This is a genomic window from Brumimicrobium aurantiacum (genome assembly GCF_003402975.1).
Lineage (GTDB): Bacteria > Bacteroidota > Bacteroidia > Flavobacteriales_D > Crocinitomicaceae > Brumimicrobium > Brumimicrobium aurantiacum.
This window is the reverse complement of record NZ_QURB01000001.1, coordinates 619,582-637,975: the sequence shown is the minus strand read 5'-3', so window position 1 is coordinate 637,975 and position 18,394 is coordinate 619,582. Positions and strand designations below refer to the sequence as shown.

The following is an 18,394-nucleotide window of genomic DNA, read 5'->3' as shown; positions in this document are numbered from 1 at the left end:
TTTTATCAATATTTAAGTAATTTCCACCTTCTTTTGATAAACATTTTCCCTTCTCCTTTGTCGAGTTCATTATCCCAACCGATGAGGTATTTAGTAAGTGGGGAAATCGTAAGAGAATCAAGGTTTCTATAGGCAAAAGCCATAATTTCATTCGGATACCTTTTCATTGCTCTACGTTTTTTCCATTTCGCAAAAATATTTCTATCAAAAGGTGAAATATATAAATCCCAAGCGCCAAATAAATGAAGGAATTCATGAGCTATTACCGTGGGTTCTTTTTCACTTACAATTGCATATTCTGTTTCTGTTCCGCTTGAAGTATGTAGTGCTACACTAATTTCGTTTTCATAATAATTATTGATAAAAAACATCAATGCAAGATTATCCGTTTGGTATTTATTGCGCAATTTGGCAATCAAACGTTCTCTGTTATTCGATCTGTTTTTTGTTAAAACAACTTCAGAAGTATCATCGGGAAGTGTTCTTGCTACATCTTTAGAAACCTTATTAGACCAATCATCAACTAAGTCTATTCCCTTTGAAATATCAATATATTTAAACAAGGTTCCAGAAAGGGTTTTGTATCTAAAATTTTCTTTAAATGGAATTACATTTCCTTTTGAGGTATTCTCTCCGTGCTCCAATAGAATTTCAAGCGATTTACCATTCTTTTTGGCTTGCTCTTCTAGCCAATCCACCGAAACTTGAATAGAATCTAATGTGGATTGAATATCGTATTCCGTCCATGGATTTATTTCCTCTGAATCTACAAAAACAGCATATAACACTGTTTTTTTCTGCATCGTTTTACACACGTTGTTTCTAACTGAACCTATTCGAGTATAGCTTCTACAACTCAATAAAAAAAAGGTTATAATAAATGTGTAAATTAGGTATTTCATATGTGAAGTAAAGATTTAATAAAAGTACTAAATTGTTTTTATAAAGCCAGAATTTTAATTTCTACCCTTCTATTCTTGGTATGCAAAATTTCTTTTTCTTCTTGTGTTTTAGCAGCATTTATAATAGACTCTGAAATAATAGGACTTAATTCACCATATCCTTTTTCTGACATTTTATAAAACACTTATTTCCATTTTTTTTACAAACAAAAAAGCATTCATTTCCTCAACCAACCTATAATTTGTGAATGATCAATTTTCCACTTTCCATCTTTATAAAAGAGTCCTATTCTTTTTCGAGAACTTCCAAAGGTTCCAGGATTTTGCTGAATAATTTCAATTTCATGCTCGAAAACATTAGATATAATGGCAACATGACCATATTGATTAACCAATGTTCCTGAATAAACTACTAAATCATTTATGGCTGGTTTCTTTAAACTAGGATTGGTAAATTGTTTCAAGTTACGTTGTTCATTTAATAGACCATCCTCGAGCTGAACATTGAAAAAGTCTTTGGCATGACCATAACTATCTGGCATTTTATGATTCAATGCTTCGAAATAGTAACGTTTAACAAACTCAACGCATTGATATTTTAATCCAAGATTATAGCCATCTTCAGTTAATGATCTTCCTTCTACATTACCAACATTTCCATTGTAATAGACGTAAACGCCATTTAGACTATCCACTTTATCGCCAATTTCATATGTTAGACTCATATTTGATTTAGTAAAACCTAAAACTCCGATAAAACCTAAGACAACAATGATGGTTAAAATGTAAAATAGTTTTTTCAAAATTCGATCACCTTATTTAAATGACCAATCGAAAGTATCTATTTCAGAAACGCAGGCAATTAATAAATCAATACTGTATTGAATATCTTTTTTACTGGCCATTTCAATTACTTGATGCAAATGGCGTGTTGGAATAGAAATAGCACCAGCAATTGATCCTCCTTCTGTCATTCGTTGAATTCCAGCAGTGTCTGTTCCTCCGGCTGTAAGTATTTCAGGTTGCCATTGTATATTGTTTCTATCGGCAGTTTTTTTCATGTATTCTACCATTCGATAATCGGCAATTGTGGAAGCATCCATAATTTTAATGGCTGTTCCTTCTCCTAAAGAAGTTATTTTTTCGTGGGCAGCAGCACCTGGTAAGTCATAAGCAATGGTTGTATCTAAACCAAATCCAAAATCAGGTTTTATACGCAATGCAGCAACGTTTGCTCCTCTTATTCCTACTTCTTCTTGAACAGTGAAAACACCGTAAATATCGTAAGGAACCTCTTTATCTTTCAAGTTTTTTAAAGTTTCAATCAAGATAAAAACAGCCAAACGATTGTCTAGTGATTTAGAATTTACACAATCGCCCATTTCTACAAAAGAACGCTCACGTGTAATTGGATCTCCAATTTTAATTAACGCTTCAACCTCTTCTTTTGAACGACCAGTATCAATAAAAAAGTCTGTTGTTTTTGGGTTTTTATTACGCTCTTCTGACGACATTACGTGAATTGGTTTTGCTGCCATTACACCCAATACATCTTCTTTTCCATGAATTAAAACACGTTGAGCCGTCAATGTTTTAGGATCAAAACCTCCTAAAGTATGAAAACGTATAAAACCTTTATCATCAATGTGAGTAACGATAAAACCAATTTCATCCATGTGGGCTCCAATCATGACTTTTTTGTCAGATTTACCACGTTTAATCGCATAAACATTTCCCATATTATCGATTTCAACCTCATCTACTAAAGGTTTAATCTCTTCTAAAATTAGGGCTCTTATTTTTTGTTCATATCCTGGTGCACCTGGCGCTTTACAAATTGCATCAAGTAATTCAATGTTTAAACTCATGGTCTATTGGTATTTCGATTTCTTTTCTTCTCTAACTTTTCTTTTAGGCAACGGGTTTTCATTTATTTCTTTAATGAATTTTCGTTTTCTAAAAATATCCATTGCTAAATAAATAGCACTTCGCATAGATTGTTCATTGGCCTCATCTTTCCCTGCAATATCGAAAGCTGTTCCGTGATCTGGTGAAGTTCTCACAATAGGTAAACCTGCTGTAAAGTTTACACCATCATCAAAAGCCAAGGATTTAAACCCTGTTAGTCCTTGATCGTGATACATTGCCAAAACACCATCAAAATTTGAATATTGACGACTTCCGAAGAATCCATCAGCTGGATAAGGTCCAAAGGTGATAATTCCTTCCTCCATTGCTTTTTGAATGGCAGGTGTAATTTTTTCAGATTCTTCTGAACCCATTTCTCCCTTTTCTCCGGCATGTGGATTTAATCCTAAAACAGCAATTCTTGGTTTTACTATTCCAAAATCCTTCTTCAAACTTTTATTCAGTTCTCTAATTTTGTCCAAAACTTTTTGTTCTGTAACGTCTTCAATGACTTGTTTTAATGGAATATGACTTGTTACCAATGCTACTCTTAATTCTCCAGAAACCATCATCATTAATGCATCTTCAGCTCCAGATAAATCGGCTAAATATTCTGTATGTCCTGGAAATTTAAAACCAGCTTGGTGAATTGTTTCTTTAGAAATTGGTGCGGTTACTAAGACATCTATTTTACCAGCAGCTAAATCTTGAGTTGCTCGTTCTAAAGATAAAAAAGCATATTTACCTCCTTCTTCTTTGGCTTTACCTAATTGAATATTAACCACTTCATTCCAACAAGGAATAATATTTATTTTTTTATTTTTTGCATCAGAAGCGTCGGTTACTCTTTGATAATTAAACAAATCGTCATTGATGGCTTTTTTGTGAAAAGCCATAGTTTTAGTTGAACCATAAATAATTGGTGTACATTCCATAAGCATCTCATTATTACGCAATGCTTTAATGATTACTTCAGGACCAATTCCATTGATGTCACCAATAGAAATACCCACCCTAACAGGTTCACGATCAGATTTTAAAATTAATTTATCTTTTATTTTCTTACTTTGCATAATCTACGTTTTAGCTCAAAATCAATGCTTATCAAACGAATTCAATAGCGATTTGATTAAACATAATGAGAAAACTCATTATGTTTTATTCTTCACCTTATAAATTAAGGTGATTACACAAAAATAACAATTGTAAGGAGAAAAACTGAGAATATTGAAAGGAAGAAAAACACTACATTCTACGTGAACTTGGTTTTCTGTATCGTGGTCTTTTAAAGCCCCATTGATATTTTCTCTTTGTAAAATGATTACTTTTTTTCTTGTCTAAATCTGGGACTTTATAGATTAATCCAAAATGGGCATGACCGTAGTTAGAATCTTTTGAAAGAACTCCTATATTTCCTGAACCCCTCACTTGAATACCTAATCCACCGCCAATCATGAGATTAAAACCTGCTCCAAATGAAAGTCCAAACATACTTTGAGGATCTATCGCTTCTCTTCCAGTATATCCTACTCCTGCAAAAGTAAAAGGATCAAACCACTGTTGTTCTAGAATATATCCAAAACTATATTTGAAATGTGTTTTAAAAGAGAAAAATTGTCCTGAAACGGTCGTATCTTTATCTATTCTTTTACCTAATTCATAGTAATTATGTGATCCAATTACATCAATACTCATTCCCTTCAAAAGATAAACATCAACATTTACTGCTGAAGGTAATTTAGGTAAATTCCAAGATTTCTTAGTATCCATTAAATAGGTTCCACCGTGACCGTCATCAATTACGTTATTCCAGTAAACACCTAACATCCATGTATAAGGTTTTACCAATCGAAAATTCCTGTTCTGCGAAAAGCTAAATATGCTAATCAAAAGAAATAAAAATAAAATTATCGCATTTTTCATACTAACCTTACAATAGTGATTTAGTTACTGTAGTGTAACAAATTAAAAAAATAATTGTGTAAAATTAATTAAATCCTATTAGGGAAGAATAATAGATTAAAAATAAGCGCTCGATTATCTGTGAATACGTAATTGTTGATACTTGTTTATGGTATTTCCTGCATCATCTTCAGCTACAATGATGTAATAATATATTCCTGCTTCAACTGGCAAGCCATTTTTATCCATACCATTCCATCTGAAATCAACATCATTGGTTGTGTAAACAGTATTTTGCTTTTGATCTATTATTGTTAATTGCATTGAATTAATGTTCTCACACTTAACAAAAAACTCATCATTTCTACCATCTCCATTTGGAGTAAAGACATTTGGTAATTCAATTTTTCCTGAAATCTTTATTTCTATTTGAATACTTTTTGTCTTTTCTTCTGACTCAGTTTTCACAGTACATTGTACCCTATAATTACCTGCTTCAGCATAAAAATATTCTGGATTTTTAGTTCTTTCAATTACTCCATCGCCAAAATCCCAAACTATGTAAGCATTTTCGGGAACGTTTTCAGATTTAAAAGTAACATATTGATTTTTTTGCTCAACCACAGCTATTTCAAAATCTTCTAATTCTGAAACTTCCTCTTTATCTGGAGCTTGAGTTACTTCTTTTATTTTATCTTCTACTTTTGATTCTGCTTTTCTAACAACAGTTGTTGCTTCGTTTTCAACATTTGCACTACTTTGAATAGAATCTGTTTTTGTTGTCGCTGACTGAACAATATTTTGCTTTTTAGCTTGTGTAACTGTTGAATGATCTTCAACTTTTAAAGCATCTTTCTCAACAACTTCTTCTGTTTCTATTTGTATTTTTTCGTTAATTTCTTCAGGTTCAATTTCAGTTGTTGATTGAATGACTTCAATTGTTTCTTTTTCCTCTGAAACTTGATCAGAAGACTCCTTTTCTGTTTTTAAAGTTTTTGTAATTTGTGATTTTTCTTCAGTATTGTTAAGAACAAATACAGAGCCAACAGTTATTGCTGTAACGATAGAAACACCAATGGCAATTTTACCAACAATACCAATAGAGGCAGTTGTTCCAGCAGTAGCACTAGTGGCTCCTATTCCAGCTTGGATTCCGTTCCATAAACTAGGGTCTACCTTTGCTTGGTAGTTTCCTAACTCTTTTTGAAACAATTCTTTTATTTCGTCTTTATCGCTCAATCTTCAATTTTTTTAATGTTTTTCGGAGTAATGATTTGGCACGTGAATATTGTGATTTTGAAGTATTTTCTGAAATTTCTAGCGCTTCTGCTATTTCTTTGTGACTATATCCTTCTATGGCATACATATTAAAAACAGTTCTATACCCATCTGGCATTTGATGAATAATTTCCATCAAAACTTCTGCCTCCAATTTTCCAATTGCCTCACTGTTATGAACCAATTCAAAATGAGAATCATCTAAATGCAAATCATTTAAATTTTTCTTATTTTTTCTTAATTGATCCAATGCTGTATTCACAACAATTCGTCTAATCCATCCTTCCAAAGAACCTTTGTGTTCAAATCGATGAAGGTTTTTAAAGACTTTTATAAAAGCATCTTGAAGTACATCTTCAGCATGCTCTTTATCTTTAATATAACGCATTGCAACTCCTAACATAAGAGGAGAAAAACGGTCAAACAACTCACGTTGCGCTACACCGTTTCCAGAAACACAATTCTGTACAAGACTTTCATCATCCATTATTCCACTTCTATTTAAAGACTACAATATTACATAAAAGGTTGCAGCATTTAAAAGATGCTATTATTTTTGAACAACAATTTAAATATATGAAACGCTCTTATTTGGTTATTTTATTTTTTACAATTTCAATTTTTACTACTATTCAAGCACAAAGACTAGATGAAGGGTATTGGAAAAGTCAGCTAAAATTGCAAAACAATTATTCTTTAGATTTTCACTTTTCTATAGATGAACATCAACAAATGATCATTTATAATGATACTGAAGAGGTTGAGCTTAATGCATTTGAAAAATCAGATGATAGTATAAAAGTATATTTCACAAACTTTCCAACCTATCTTATATTTAAAGCTAGTTCTTCTAAATCACTAAAAGGTTATTTTGTTAATCCTGATAGAAAAGGCTTTAAAAGAATTGAATTTGAAGCAGATTTCGCCGGAAAAAAACTAAATCAGGTCTTTGATTACAAAAAAACTTCAACAGATATTGCCGGTAAATGGGAAGTTTATTTCAATCCAAATACAAAACATGAGCATCCTGCAATTGGATTATTTAAACAACAAAAATCTAAAGCATCAGGTACTTTTTTAACTGAAACAGGTGACTATCGTTTTTTAAGTGGTAATGTTAAAAACAACAAATTAGTTCTTTCATGTTTCGATGGAGCCCATGTATTTTTGTTTTCTGCTACATTAGAAAATGATACTTTGAAAGGTAAATTCTTATCAGGTATCCATTATCAAACCAATTGGTATGGAATAAGAAATGAAAATTTTGAATTAAAAGATCCAGATTCATTAACTTACTTGGTTAATGATGAGTTTAAGTTTAATGTAGAAACTGTTGAGAACGAAGTATATAATTATCCAAATGATGATTTAAAAAACAAGGTTGTAATTATCCAAATCATCGGAACCTGGTGTCCAAATTGTCTAGATGAAACTCGTTTTTACAAAGAATTATATGAAGAATATAATGAAAAGGGATTAGAGATTGTTGGAGTTGCTTATGAAGTACCAAAAACATTTGAAGGAAAAGTAGATAGAATCAATAGATTTACTAAAAATAAAGAAATAGAATATCCTATTTTAGTTGGAGGTTATGCTTCTAAAAAAGAATCATCAGAAGATTTTGGTATGTTAAATGAAATCAGTTCTTTTCCTACCTCTGTCTTTATCAATAAAGATGGAAAAGTTGTAAAAATTCACACAGGATTTAACGGTCCTGGAACTGGAAAAATATATGAAGACTATAAAATCAAAACCAAAGCACTAGTTGAAAGACTTCTGAATGAATAAACAACTATACTTCTGTTTTTAATCTGTTAATTAAAGCTATGCTGTTGACTTCTATATAAGTCTCGCTTGTACTATTTATTCAATTGAAAAACATGTTTAAAACGGATAGCAGAAAAATAACTATGATTGTATTTTTAAAATGATTATATCAGTATAATTTCTAACAGGTTATGCTATATAATAGACTTATAAACAGTATTATTAAGTTAATATACCATTTAAAAATAGTTGTAGTAAAATTGAGGATTTAGTACCTACCAAAAAAAATAGTAATGATCAATAAATTCAATTAGAGAAGTTATTTCACATTACTAATATATTAAACTAAGTTTATTCTCTTCACTAATTTTTCCTTGTATGAACCTCCAATTGGTATCAATTTCTTTTCTTTTTCTAATTGTAAGTTAGGATATTCAATAGAAGAAATTTTATCTAAACGAACAATAAATGATCTATGAACACGAATAAAGTCGACATCACCTAATTTCTTATCAATGTCTTTCATTGTTGAGTGAATAGTATATCGTTCATCTGCAGTATTGATAATCACATAATCTTTCAATGCCTCAACAAAGAAAATATCATCTGTACGCAGTTTTACCAACTTAGAATTAGATTTTACAAAAATGAAATCTTTAGAATCTTTGTTTTCAACTATTGAATAAAGTAAATCTCTCTCTTTTGTAACTTCAGATTCTTTTTGGTGTTTATATAAAGCCATTTCAATAGTCGTGTGTAAATCGATCTCTTTGAATGGTTTAATGATATAACCATAAGGTTCTGTTACCTTCGCCTTAGAAAGTGTCGCTTCGTCTGCATACGCCGTTAAAAAGATAACAGGAATCTGATTTTCCTTTCTAATGATTTCTGCAGCTTCAATACCGTTCATTTCTCCTTTTAACATAATATCCATCAAAACGATATCAGGTTTCTCTTCAGCAGCTAATGTAATTGCTTTTTCTCCAGTTGCGGATGATCCCGATATTACGTATCCTAATCTTTTTAAACTATGTTGAATATCTTTAGAAACAATTGATTCATCTTCGACAACTAAAACTTTAATCTTTGCCATATTTTTTTTTAAGTTTTTTGTATTACTAATTCTAAGCTATTCTGTAATTCTTTTTTGAATAAGTTCAAATTTAAAACAAACTAAAAATCAAGTAATTACATTAATCTAATCTAACAGAAAATGAAGATAATCTTTTTTTTAAATAATTCAAAATTCTTTTCTTTTTCTTAAACTCTAAATAATTAAAACAAAGAAAATTTTTTAAAAAAGACTTTACTACTATTATAGTACTGTTAATACCGTTAATTTCTTTTTTGAAGTTTACTTGTATTTATAACTTATAAACAAAATAGATGTGGTTATACACAATTGTATTTTTTACAAATATCTATAATTTAATGCTTTATAAGGTTATAAACAATTAACTTTATTTAAAGTTTATGTAAAACTTATTTTAATTTCAACTTTTAAAAAGAACATTTTCATTGTGTATAAGTAAAGTTAAAAAGTAATAACTTACTATTGTTTTTCTCAATCCTATTTTTGTTTGGAATAATTTTTAGAATATCCAAGTAAAAGTTTTTGAAAGTAATCAACATTATATTATCACAATGTTAACAACCTTGTCAATAACTCATATTTCAAATTCCAATGTTATCAGGACTTAAAGAAATTGAAAAAAAGTACTTGTTGATAATTAGAGCCTATTGTTAATTGTGTAATATTGTAAAAAATTCTCTGTTATGGCAAAAAATAAAATTATCCCAATTGGAGCTGATCACGCTGGTTATCAGTTAAAAGAAGCTGTTATTAAACATTTTAAAGAACTAGGGTACGAATTTAAGGATTATGGAACTCACTCTGAAGAAAGTATTGATTATCCTGATTATGGACATCCTGTTGCAAATCACGTTCAAGAAAACGATGGTACTTTAGGTATTGTGATTTGTGGAAGTGGAAATGGTATTAATATGACAGTGAACAAACACCAAGGTATAAGAAGTGCGTTAGTTTGGAATGAAGAATTGGCTGAATTGGCAAGACAACATAATGACGCTAATATTATCGCGCTGCCTGCACGTTTTATTTCAACTGAATTAGGAATAAAAATGGTAGAAAAATTCTTGACCACAGCATTTGAAGGTGGAAGACACCAAAATAGAGTGAATAAAATTGCTTGTGGGTAATTTTTAAATGCACGTATGGACGAATTGCTATTCGTCCATACAATTGCTATTCGTCCATACTGCAATTCGTCCTTGCATGTAATTTGTCCGTATTTGTTATTGCACAAGCTCCAAATCTACTTGCTTCTTCAACATATCCACACCAACTACCTTTACCTTAACTTGATCCCCAAAATTGAATACTTCTTCAGTTCTTCTTCCTATAATTTGGAAACTATCATTGTCAAAATAATAATTATCGTTTGGCAGTGAATTAATCGTAATCATTCCTTCACAATGGTTTTCATTCATTCTTACAAACATTCCAAAATCTGCTAAACCAGATACAGTTCCCTCATATTCTTCTCCAACTTTATCTTGTAAATATTTTGCTTGGAAAAACTTATTCGATTCTCTTTCTGATTCAATGGCTTTTCTTTCTTGCTTAGAAATATGTTCTGAAATTTCATTCAATTTATTTCCGTAGTTCTTTTGTTTGTTTTCTAGTTTATCCATTAATAAACGGTGAACAACTAAATCAGCATATCTACGAATAGGAGAAGTAAAATGCGTATAATATTTAAACGCCAACCCATAGTGTCCTATATTATTGGTTTGGTAAGTTGCTTTAGCCATTGATCGTATTGCCATTGACTGAATTAAATCATATTCTGGAGTATCTTTGATTTTATTCAATAAACCATTAATTTTCTTTGATACATTATCAATGTTTTCAAATTCCATTTCATAATCAAACTTCTCAATGAATACAGAAAATGTATTGAGTTTGTCAATTGATGGTTTATCATGACAACGATAAATGCATTGATCATTTGAACCTTTATCTCCAGGTAATTTTCCTAAGAATAATGCAACTCTTTTATTGGCGAGTAACATAAATTCTTCAATCAATTTATTGGCATCTTTTGATACTTTTTTAACTACACCATTAGGCATTCCTTCATCGTCGAAAACAAAACTAACTTCTTCAGATTCAATGGATAATGCCCCGTTTTCCATGCGTTCTTTTCGTATGGTTTTGGCGATTTTATCCATTGCTAAAATTTCTTTCTTTAAAGTATCACTCTTTCCTTCTATTACCTCTTGAGCATCTTCATAAGCAAAACGATAATCTGAATGAATTACAGTTTTTCCGAACCATTCCTTTTGTACTTTTCCATTATCGTCTAATTCAAAAATTGCAGAAAAAGCAAATTTATCTTCGTTAGGTCGTAATGAACATGCAAAATTTGAAAGTTGTTCTGGTAGCATTGGAATTACCCTATCCTCTAAATAGACAGAATTTCCTCTTTTCAGGGCCTCTTTATCCATAGCTGTACCTGGTTCTACATACTGACTCACATCAGCAATATGTACACCAACTTCAATATTGCCATTTTCTAATTCCTCATAAGAAAGGGCATCATCAAAATCTTTTGCATCAAATGGATCAATAGTAAAAGTTAGTTTATCTCTTAAATCTCTTCTATTTTTTACTTCCTCTTGATCTAGTTCTATTCCAACATTTTCCGATTCTTGAATTACTTCTTGAGGAAATTCAATTTCAAATTCATTTTTGAATAAAATAGAATACATTTCTGCATCATTATCTCCTGGAGAACCAATCACTTCTAGTACTTCAGCGTACGGACTATCCACTCCTTTTGGCCATGAAGTCATTCGTGCAATTACTTTTTCATTGTTTTTTGCACCTTTCAATTTTTCTAAAGGAATGTAGAAGTCAACATTAATTTTATTGTTGTCGAGTATTAAAAATGCAAATTTATTTCTAACATCAAGTGTTCCAATAAATTGAGAAGATTTACGATTTATTATTCTGACAATTCTACCTTCTGTTTTGTTTTTTCTTTGTCTTGTAATTTCTACCTCCACTTCATCACCATGAAATGCTTTGTTGGTGTTTTCTGGAGCAACATAAATATCTCCATCTCTATCAGGAATTACTATATATGCTGCACCTCTAGAAGTTGAATCAACAGTTCCTATAAAACTATTTTGAAAATTATCGTTAAGGATAAAATATCCTCTTTGAAATTCATTGAGAAAATTCTCACTTTTTAGGTCATTAAGTATGGATAAAACAAGTTTGCGCATGTTTTTATCCGTGATTTGTAGAATTGCGCTTATTTCCTTGGCAGTATACTTTTGGTCTGGTTTGTTTTCAAATATCTTACGTATTGCTGATTGTATACCTTTTTTTTTGATTTTTTTTCTTGACATTTATTGTAATTTACTTCAAATATAAATGTAATTAATTTCTAATTAACACACTCTCGTATTATGAGTAAGTTAATACTTATTTTTAATTAGAACAATTCCATTCTGTTAAAGGGGTATTTATAGTTGTTAATAATTCGTATTTTTGTTTAAAACCTTATTATTATGAATAAAAAGATAGAAAAATTATTAAACGATCAAATAGAAAAAGAATATTCATCTAGTCAATTGTATTTATCAATGGCTTCTTGGTCAGAAAACCAAGGATTCAATGGTACAGCATCTTTCTTGTATGCACATAGTGATGAAGAAAGAGAACACATGTTGAAATTGGTAAAATTTATCAATGAACGTGGTGGTGAAGCAATTATTCCTGCGATTTATAAACCAGATGTAAGTTTCGATTCTATGGAGTTGATTTTTAAAGCTTTATTAGAGCACGAAGTAAAAGTTACAGAAAGTATTAATAACATAGTTGGTGCCTGTCTTGAAGAAAAAGATTATACAACGCATAACTTTATGCAATGGTATGTTTCTGAACAATTAGAAGAAGAAGCTTTGGCAAGAAATATCTTAGATAAACTTAAATTAATCGGTAACGATAAAGGTGGTTTATACTTGTTTGATAGAGATATGCAAAGCTCTAGTGGTGCAGATGCTGAAACAGCTTAGAAAAATCCTAAAAAGTGTTTAGACACTATTTTAAATGAAAAAAAAATTAAATTTTCATTTATTTTTACTGTATGTGATTTTGGTTTGTCCTTTGTTAAATATAAAGGCCCAAGATCATATACAGTTTAAAAATTATACCATCAATGATGGACTTTCTCAAAGTACAGTATCGTGTATTGTACAAGACAAATTAGGTGCGCTTTGGTTGGGTACCCAAGACGGTATCAACCGCTTTAATGGCAAGAACTTTGAAGTTTATTCCTCAACTAAAGGCTACAATATTTCCAATGAATTTATTCATACAAGTTATACAGATCGACAAGGAAATATGTGGTTTGGTACCAATAATGGACTGACAAAATACAATCCTTTAAAAGTAAAATTTTCCTCATTTCAATTATCAGATCAAAGAATAGAAATTCATTCTATTACTCAGGATAAGAATGGATTACTATGGCTTGGAACTTCTTATGGTGAAGTTTATTCTTTTAATCCTAATAATGAAACTTTTAACCTTGTTGATGATAAAACTTTTGATTCGCGGATTGTAGATATTACTATCATTAGAAAATCACTAGTTGTAGTGAGTGAATTTGAAGGTGTTCTGATCACTGATTTGGTTTTCTATAACAAGAACATTATTCTTCCAAAATCATACAATCAAGAGAGTTTTACTATAAATGGGTTAATTGAATCACCACATCATGAAATTGTTATTGCTACAAATGAGGGTGTTCAATTTTTAGATCCAACACAACGTTATTTTCATCCTTTAAATGATATGTTTTCATCTTTGAAGGGGATAAACATTGTAGATGCATTATATTTATCAGAAGATAGACTCCTAGTAGCCTCAGAAAACTCTGGTTTATATCAATTGTCAAAGAATATCAATGACAGTATTAATATTGTTAATTACGTAGCAGATATCTTTCAAAAAGGAGCTATTGTTTCTAATAAATTAACTGGACTTTTTAAAGATAATCAAGGCGTTATTTGGATTACCAGTCAAAGTGGATTAAGTAGTTTTAATCCTGAATTTTTAGGTTTTAAAGGTGTAGGAATTTCTGTTGATTTAACACGAGGTTTACCTTCTCAAAATATTTGGGGTTTTGATGAATCTCTTGATCAGAAATTTTTATATATCGCTGCAGATCATGGAGTAACGTCTTTTGATAGGACAAGTCATAATTATGTTCATTATTACAGAAGTAATCATGAAAGTCAAACAACCTTGAATGTTCATGTTCTCTCGGAAAACAAGCTTTTAGTTGGTTGTACTGATGGCTTATTTTTATTAGAAATAGATCCATTCAATAGAAGTAATTATAATTTTACAAAGTTTGAACATGATGATTCTGTAGCTAGGGATTTTGATATTACCTATTCGATTTTAAAATTTGAAAATGAAGGTGAGTTTTTAATTGGTACAAAGGCTGGTGTTGCATTATTTGATTATGATAAACAAAGTTTCAAATATCTTCGACATGAGGAAGGAAAGAAAAATACAATTGGACCTGGTCCATGTCGTTTAATTTTTAGTGAAAAAGGAAATTTTTATTCTGCACCTGCAAGTGGAGGTATTTACTTGATTAAGAACATCAATGACGAACTGATTGCTTTTAAAGAAAATAAGTTTGCACATCTAAATGCGGTAGCAAAAAATTATTTTTCAGATGTTTTTATAACCAAAGAGAATGAATTTTGGTTTGGAACTATGGGAGATGGATTGTTTAAATACAATGCTGTTTCAAAAGATATTGCACATTACGATCGAAAGAGAGGACTTACCAATAATGTAATTTATTGTGTCGAAGGAATTGCAGATCAACCAAAATACCTTTGGTTATCCACAAATAAAGGTGTTGTTGCTTTAAATATTAAAAACGATGAGTTTTTCACTTTCACTGAGAAAGATGGATTAATGTCAAATGAATTAAACTCTGGTGCTAGTTTTGTTTCTAAAACCGGCGAAATATACTTTGGTGGAATTCAAGGATTTAATTACATAAAACCCTCAGAAGCATTTAATGTCAATAAAAACCTACGTGTTTATTTTTCAGGAATTGAATTAGAAAATGAAGCTATTTTTCCTTCTGAAGACGGTCTATTATCTCAAAGTATTGCATTTACTGAGCATTTATTAATTCCTTATAATAAAAGAAGTCTTAAACTTAAGTTCTTTGCCAATGACCTTAGTAATCCTGATCGTATTGAATATAAATACGTGATGAGTGGTGATGATGAAGTGGAGGAAGAATTGGGTGCTTCTAATGAGTTACGTTTTACCAGTATAGCTCCAGGGACTTATGAATTGTACATATATGCTAGAAATACGAATGGAAGTTGGTCGGTTTCTCCTGCGCATATCACTTTAGAGGTTGAACGACCTTTCTGGCTTACCTGGTGGTTTTATAGCATTATTGCAATTTTTATTGGATTAATAGTATTGTATAGTGTTCGAAAAAGTATTGACAAAGAAAGAAGGCAGCAAGTTAGATTAGAATTAAAAATTGCTGAGCGTACGCGTGAGTTACGTAAAATGAATACCAAAATCGAACAGCAAAAAGAAAAACTTGTAGAACAAACAGAAGAATTAGAAAGAGAGAAAGATAAAACTGAACGTTTACTGAACAACGTTTTACCAAAAGAAACAGCGAGTCAATTAAAAAAAGATGGTCGTTCAGCTGCACGAGATTTTAGTAAAGTTTCCATCATGTTTACAGATTTTGTTGGATTTTCTAAAATTGCTGAAGTGATGGATGCTAAAGATCTTGTTTCAATTTTAGACATGCATTTTAGAAAGTTTGATCAAATTATTGAAAAACATGATTTGGAGAAAATAAAGACTATTGGTGACGCTTATATGTGTGCTGGAGGAGTTCCTATTCGAAATAAAACCAATCCGATTAATACAACACTTGCAGCTGTACAAATTAAGCAATATATGCTCGATTTTAAGGAAAAACAGATTAAGCTTGGTAAACCATATTGGCAATTACGTATTGGAATTAATACAGGACCTGTTTCTGCTGGTGTTATTGGTACAAAGCGTTATGCTTATGATGTATGGGGTAATACGGTTAATCGTGCACAAAGAATGGAGCAATTATGTAAACCTGAGCGCATAGCTGTTTCACAAGACACATTTGATCATATTGAACCCTATTTTGAATGTAAACAGATTGGAAAGGTAGCAACCAAAAGTGGTGTTAAAATCATGATGTATGAAGTAATTTCAATTAAACCAGAACTTTCAATAGGCGGTTTAGGAATCAAACCTAATAAATCTTTCAATAAACTTGTTAATTTACATCATTTCAGTAAAATCAATTATTATAAAGCCGAACGTTTTATAATGGCTAAGTTACGTCGGGAATTAAGTGATAAATTACATTACCATTCTTTTGAACATTCTAAGGATGTTACCCGTCAAGCTGAACGTATTGCTATTGGTGAAGGAATTACAGATGAAGATTTATTCCTATTAAAATCTGCTGCATCTTATCATGACGCTGGTTTTATTGAACAATATGAAAGAAATGAGCCTATTGGAGCACGTTTGGCCGCGGAAATATTGCCTAAATTTGGTTATACAGATGTACATATTGAGCGCATAAAAGAATTGATTTTTGTGACACAAGTACCGCATAAACCAAAAGACAAATTGGAGGAGATAATTTGTGATGCTGATTTAGATTATTTAGGTCGTGACGATTTTCATGAAATTGCTGATCGTTTGAGAAAAGAATTACGTGAGCATGGAAAAATAGATAGCGACCGAAAATGGGATGAAATGCAAGTTGAATTTTTAACGAAGCATCGCTACTTCACCAAAACATCTATAGAAACAAGACTCGATAAAAAACGTAAAAATCTGGAAGAGATTAAACAGAAATTGAAAACCTATAATTACAAGGATTAGATTTATCTTTAAATCGCTTTTTTAGTGAGCTAATCATTTTAATGATAGGAAAGTATAGACCAAAAAAAAGACCGTCATTAACGGTCTTTTTTTTAATTTTTTTACTGTCTATGAAAACAAAACACTACTTCCATAAGGTGTTTCTATTGGGTTTACCACTAATGTTGGTATTTCAGCATCGTTGGTAATCATGTACTGTTCATAATTTGATCCAAAAGCACCTAGATAGTTACTTTTATTTTGGTTCATAATTGCAATTAAATCAGCATCTTTTTCAATGGCTAATTTTACAACTTCCTTATCAAATCCATTACTTGGCGCTAAAGTAGCAGTCATCTCAATTCCTCTTTCTTCGAAGAATCGCTTAGAGAATAGAATGTTCGCTGTTACTTTGTTCTTAAGGAATTCATCAGTTTCATTTGGAGTAATTACATGAACTCTTGATTCAAAGAATTTCGCCATTGAAGCAACGATTGCTAACTTTTGTTTAGTTTCTTTATGTAAATCAAGTGGAACAACAATATCATCGTATCCATTTTCGCCTAATGGTTTTTGTTGAACAATAATGAATGGAACTGTTGAATGTGTAATTACTTTCAATGCATGTGAACCTGAAATGTGTTGCCATCCTGAAGCTCCGTGTGTTCCCATAAAGATTAATTCAGCGTGGTGTTCTGCAGCAAAATCTCCGATATCTTCAAAGATCGTTCCTACCCTCACTTTTGGGATTAACTCTACTTCTACTGCTTCATGTGATGCAATAACTTCATTCAGTTTTTTTTCTGCTCCAGAAATCTCTTTGTTCTTAGAAACAACATGAAGGATGTATACCTTAGCATTAACAACTTTTGCTGTCGTAATTGCGTGGTTTAAAGCGCAATCTGCTACCTCTGAAAAATCGTGAGGAACGATAAAACTTTTGTCGGACATAATTAGTATATGGTTTATATAGCTCACAACAAAAATAACAAATGTTTGTTACCTGTGACGCTTTCAGCACTTCTAATATACTAAATTTAACTGACTAATTATATTATTTGAAAGGGAATTAAATAAAAAAAGCTCCTAACTTTTGAAGTTAAGAGCTTTTGAGGTCCCGAGCAGATTCGAACTGCTGTAGATGGTTTTGCAGACCACTGCCTAGCCACTCGGCCACAGGACCATTAATTGGACTGCAAATATAATAATATTTTTTGTTTCTAGAATTAGAAATTTTGAGTTTTTACTTACACAGCTCTAAATGAATAGGTTATTGTTCAATAATAATTGCAACGTCGTTCACATCTCCTCCAATTGGTGGACAATGTTTAATAACTTTAACTCTAGAATGAATTACACCATCAATTTCTTTCTGCAATCTTTGAAGAATTCTATATCCGACATGTTCAATCAATTTAGAACGGATGTCCATCTCCTCTGCAACAATTTGATTAATTTTTACATAATCTACTGTATCTGATAATTCATCAGAAGCAAAGGAAGCTGTAAAATCAGTAACAATAGACACATCCACCGTGTAATGTCCACCGATTTTACCTTCTTCTTCCAAACATCCGTGATAAGCATAACGCTTTATTCCGTTAACCTCAATTGTATGTTGCAT

The 18,394-nt window shown here is 31.0% G+C and carries 16 protein-coding genes and 1 tRNA gene; 4 read left to right on the top strand and 13 right to left on the bottom strand.

Annotated features, from left to right (window positions below):
* Nucleotides 1-5: 5 nt before the first annotated feature.
* The 8 genes from DXU93_RS02805 to DXU93_RS02775 all read right to left on the bottom strand — a co-directional run bounded on the left by DXU93_RS02805 (nucleotide 6) and on the right by DXU93_RS02775 (nucleotide 6,477).
* Complete coding sequence (locus tag DXU93_RS02805; RefSeq protein ID WP_116879719.1) at nucleotides 6-803, bottom strand: hypothetical protein; 798 nt, start codon at nucleotides 801-803, stop codon at nucleotides 6-8.
* A 137-nt stretch (nucleotides 804-940) separates the two neighbouring features.
* Nucleotides 941-1,075: a hypothetical protein gene (locus DXU93_RS15260; protein WP_262510718.1), complete on the bottom strand. Its 135-nt coding sequence runs from the start codon at nucleotides 1,073-1,075 to the stop codon at nucleotides 941-943.
* Nucleotides 1,076-1,120: 45 nt separating this feature from the next.
* Complete coding sequence (locus DXU93_RS02800; RefSeq protein WP_165851328.1) at nucleotides 1,121-1,705, bottom strand: CHAP domain-containing protein; 585 nt, start codon at nucleotides 1,703-1,705, stop codon at nucleotides 1,121-1,123.
* A 12-nt stretch (nucleotides 1,706-1,717) separates the two neighbouring features.
* A complete protein-coding gene (locus DXU93_RS02795) occupies nucleotides 1,718-2,770 on the bottom strand; it encodes a M42 family metallopeptidase (protein WP_116879718.1) in 1,053 nt (350 codons plus the stop codon).
* A 3-nt stretch (nucleotides 2,771-2,773) separates the two neighbouring features.
* Complete coding sequence (pdxA, locus tag DXU93_RS02790) at nucleotides 2,774-3,883, bottom strand: 4-hydroxythreonine-4-phosphate dehydrogenase PdxA (protein WP_116879717.1); 1,110 nt, start codon at nucleotides 3,881-3,883, stop codon at nucleotides 2,774-2,776.
* A 172-nt stretch (nucleotides 3,884-4,055) separates the two neighbouring features.
* The gene (locus tag DXU93_RS02785) at nucleotides 4,056-4,658 is read right to left on the bottom strand and encodes a hypothetical protein (protein ID WP_123776024.1); all 603 of its coding nucleotides are present in this window, start codon (nucleotides 4,656-4,658) and stop codon (nucleotides 4,056-4,058) included.
* 189 nt (nucleotides 4,659-4,847) lie between these two features.
* Nucleotides 4,848-5,951 (bottom strand): T9SS type B sorting domain-containing protein, encoded by a 1,104-nt coding sequence (locus DXU93_RS02780; protein ID WP_116879715.1) that lies wholly within the window; start codon nucleotides 5,949-5,951, stop codon nucleotides 4,848-4,850.
* Entirely contained in the window at nucleotides 5,941-6,477 is a 537-nt protein-coding gene (locus tag DXU93_RS02775; protein WP_116879714.1) for an RNA polymerase sigma factor, read from the bottom strand. Before DXU93_RS02775 ends, DXU93_RS02780 begins: the two co-directional genes overlap by 11 nt.
* An 89-nt stretch (nucleotides 6,478-6,566) precedes the next feature.
* On the opposite strand from DXU93_RS02775, the gene DXU93_RS02770 reads away from it, so the two are divergent.
* A complete protein-coding gene (locus DXU93_RS02770; protein ID WP_116879713.1) occupies nucleotides 6,567-7,778 on the top strand; it encodes a TlpA disulfide reductase family protein in 1,212 nt (403 codons plus the stop codon).
* Between the two features lie 319 nt (nucleotides 7,779-8,097).
* Here DXU93_RS02770 and DXU93_RS02765 read toward each other — a convergent pair whose 3' ends face one another.
* Complete coding sequence (locus DXU93_RS02765; protein ID WP_116879712.1) at nucleotides 8,098-8,850, bottom strand: response regulator; 753 nt, start codon at nucleotides 8,848-8,850, stop codon at nucleotides 8,098-8,100.
* A gap of 683 nt (nucleotides 8,851-9,533) precedes the next feature.
* Here DXU93_RS02765 and rpiB point away from each other — a divergent pair.
* The gene (gene rpiB / locus DXU93_RS02760) at nucleotides 9,534-9,977 is read left to right on the top strand and encodes a ribose 5-phosphate isomerase B (RefSeq protein WP_116879711.1); all 444 of its coding nucleotides are present in this window, start codon (nucleotides 9,534-9,536) and stop codon (nucleotides 9,975-9,977) included.
* Between the two features lie 96 nt (nucleotides 9,978-10,073).
* Here rpiB and rnr read toward each other — a convergent pair whose 3' ends face one another.
* Complete coding sequence (gene rnr / locus DXU93_RS02755; RefSeq protein ID WP_116879710.1) at nucleotides 10,074-12,197, bottom strand: ribonuclease R; 2,124 nt, start codon at nucleotides 12,195-12,197, stop codon at nucleotides 10,074-10,076.
* A 159-nt stretch (nucleotides 12,198-12,356) separates the two neighbouring features.
* Here rnr and DXU93_RS02750 point away from each other — a divergent pair, with 159 nt between their 5' ends.
* Together DXU93_RS02750 and DXU93_RS02745 are read left to right on the top strand one after the other, a co-directional pair.
* A complete protein-coding gene (locus DXU93_RS02750; protein WP_116879709.1) occupies nucleotides 12,357-12,866 on the top strand; it encodes a ferritin in 510 nt (169 codons plus the stop codon).
* Between the two features lie 34 nt (nucleotides 12,867-12,900).
* A complete protein-coding gene (locus DXU93_RS02745) occupies nucleotides 12,901-16,791 on the top strand; it encodes an adenylate/guanylate cyclase domain-containing protein (protein ID WP_116879708.1) in 3,891 nt (1,296 codons plus the stop codon).
* Nucleotides 16,792-16,899: 108 nt separating this feature from the next.
* Here DXU93_RS02745 and DXU93_RS02740 read toward each other — a convergent pair whose 3' ends face one another.
* The 3 genes from DXU93_RS02740 to folB all read right to left on the bottom strand — a co-directional run bounded on the left by DXU93_RS02740 (nucleotide 16,900) and on the right by folB (nucleotide 18,394).
* The gene (locus DXU93_RS02740; RefSeq protein ID WP_116879707.1) at nucleotides 16,900-17,721 is read right to left on the bottom strand and encodes a universal stress protein; all 822 of its coding nucleotides are present in this window, start codon (nucleotides 17,719-17,721) and stop codon (nucleotides 16,900-16,902) included.
* Between the two features lie 161 nt (nucleotides 17,722-17,882).
* Nucleotides 17,883-17,953: transfer RNA gene (locus tag DXU93_RS02735), tRNA-Cys, on the bottom strand.
* Between the two features lie 87 nt (nucleotides 17,954-18,040).
* Nucleotides 18,041-18,394: a dihydroneopterin aldolase gene (gene folB / locus DXU93_RS02730; RefSeq protein WP_116879706.1), complete on the bottom strand. Its 354-nt coding sequence runs from the start codon at nucleotides 18,392-18,394 to the stop codon at nucleotides 18,041-18,043.